Here is a 2,047-nt window from a genome sequence, read left to right on the forward strand (position 1 = left end):
GATAGCAAGGGCTTTCATGCGTTTTCCCTGGCTCCGGTGCCCGTGACTACGCCCAGCGCGTAAACAGCCGCATTGTATTAATCGATGGCCACCAGCTGGCCCAGCTAATGATTGATTTTGGTCTGGGTGTCAGCACCCGGGAAGTATACGAAATCAAAGCCATTGACTCAGACTACTTTTCTGACAATTAATTTCTCACAGAATCTTTTATAAATGAAAAACACCGACCAACAGTTTCTCAATACCCTTGAGAAAACACTCTGGACCAGCGCCGACAAATTGCGTTCTACCCTCGATGCCGCCCAGTACAAACACACCGTATTGGGCCTGGTGTTCCTGAAATACGTCTCCGATGCCTTTGATATTCGCCGTGATGAACTGGAAGCCCAGTTTAAAAACGAAGCACACGAATACTTCCTCGATCCGGACGATTACGACGGCGCAGACAGCGAAGAGTACGCCACCGCCATTGCCGAAGAGCAGGAAGAGCGGGACTACTACACCGAAGCCAATGTGTTCTGGGTACCCCAGCAGGCCCGCTGGCAGTTTCTGCAGGACAACAACAAAACCGTGATCGGTGGTGCAGAACTCTCCACAGCAGACGGCAAAACCCTGAAAATCAGCTCCGTCGGCAATCTCATTGATAACGCTCTGGAAGCCATCGAGCACGACAACCCCAAACTCAAAGGCGTACTCAACAAACGTTACACCCAGCTGCAGATCGACCAGTCCAAGCTGGGGGAACTGATCGACCTGATCGCCACCGTCCCCTTCAAGCATGAATCCCTGGATTCCAAAGATATCCTCGGCCATGTGTACGAATACTTCCTCGGTCAGTTTGCTCTGGCAGAAGGTAAGAAAGGTGGCCAGTTCTACACGCCCAAGTCTATCGTCAGCCTGATTGTGCAAATGCTCGAACCCTTCAAAGGCCGTGTGTATGATCCGGCCATGGGTTCCGGTGGTTTCTTTGTGCAGAGTGAACACTTTATCAGCGCCCATAAAGGCCGCATTGGTGATGTGTCCATCTACGGGCAGGAATACAACCACACCACCTGGCAACTGGCGGCCATGAATATGGCGATTCGCGGTATCGACTTTAACTTTGGTAAAGAGCCCGCCAACACCTACACCAACGATCAGCACCCAGATTTGCGGGCTGATTTTGTCATGGCTAACCCGCCGTTCAATATGAAAGAGTGGGACACCGGCGTGGCCGACGACGACCCCCGCTGGCAATACGGAACGCCCCCCTCAGGCAATGCCAACTTCGCCTGGTTGCAGCATATGCTCTACCATCTGGCACCCAACGGCAGTATGGGCCTGCTGCTGGCCAACGGTTCCATGAGTTCCAACACCAATAACGAAGGAACCATCCGTAAAGCCCTGATCGAGAATGATCTGGTGGAATGTATGGTCGCCCTGCCCGGCCAGCTGTTTACCAATACCCAGATTCCCGCCTGTATCTGGTTCCTGACTAAAAACAAAAGCGAACGTACAAACTCTCGTGGTCGTAAGCTGCGTAACCGCAAAGGGGAAGTGCTGTTTATTGATGCCCGTAACCTGGGCTATATGAAAGACCGGGTGCTGCGTGATTTTACTCAGGATGATTTGAACCGGGTGACCGAAATCTTCCACAACTGGCAGGTGGGAGAGAACTACAAAGATGAAGCTGGTTTTGTAAAATCTGCTGAGCTGGACGAACTGAAGAAACACGACTTTGTGCTGACACCGGGGCGCTATGTGGGTGCAGCGGCAGAAGAAGACGACGGTGAACCCTTTGCCGAAAAAATGGCGCGACTGACCGGGCAACTGAAAGAGCAGTTTGCGGAGTCGGATCGGTTGGAAGCTGAGATTAAGGTGAACTTGGCGGGGTTGGGTTACGATGTCTGAATATAATCCCTCTGAGTATGTCACTGTCCCTGAAGGCTGGAGCTGTAAAAGGTTAGAAGACTGTACCTCTGATGGAAATATTTCCTATGGTATTGTACAGCCAGGCAAGCATGATAAGAATGGCGTACCCAGGGAAAACGCACGAAACTCCTTGCTA

The 2,047-nt window shown here is 51.7% G+C and carries 1 protein-coding gene; it reads left to right on the forward strand.

Going from position 1 to position 2,047, the window contains the following annotated elements; all coding sequences use genetic code 11:
- The first annotated feature begins 213 nt into the window (after positions 1-213).
- Positions 214-1,890, forward strand: coding sequence for a class I SAM-dependent DNA methyltransferase (locus tag E1189_RS01900; protein ID WP_155158388.1), 1,677 nt, complete (start codon positions 214-216; stop codon positions 1,888-1,890).
- The last annotated feature ends 157 nt before the right edge of the window (positions 1,891-2,047 follow it).

The sequence above is a fragment of the Parendozoicomonas verongulae genome (assembly GCF_009711465.1).
Lineage (GTDB): Bacteria > Pseudomonadota > Gammaproteobacteria > Pseudomonadales > Endozoicomonadaceae > Sansalvadorimonas > Sansalvadorimonas verongulae.

Coding starts and splice junctions, on each gene's coding strand:
- E1189_RS01900 (WP_155158388.1), top strand. CDS start 214: ATGAAAAACACCGACCAACAGTTTCTCAATACCCTTGAGAAAACACTC.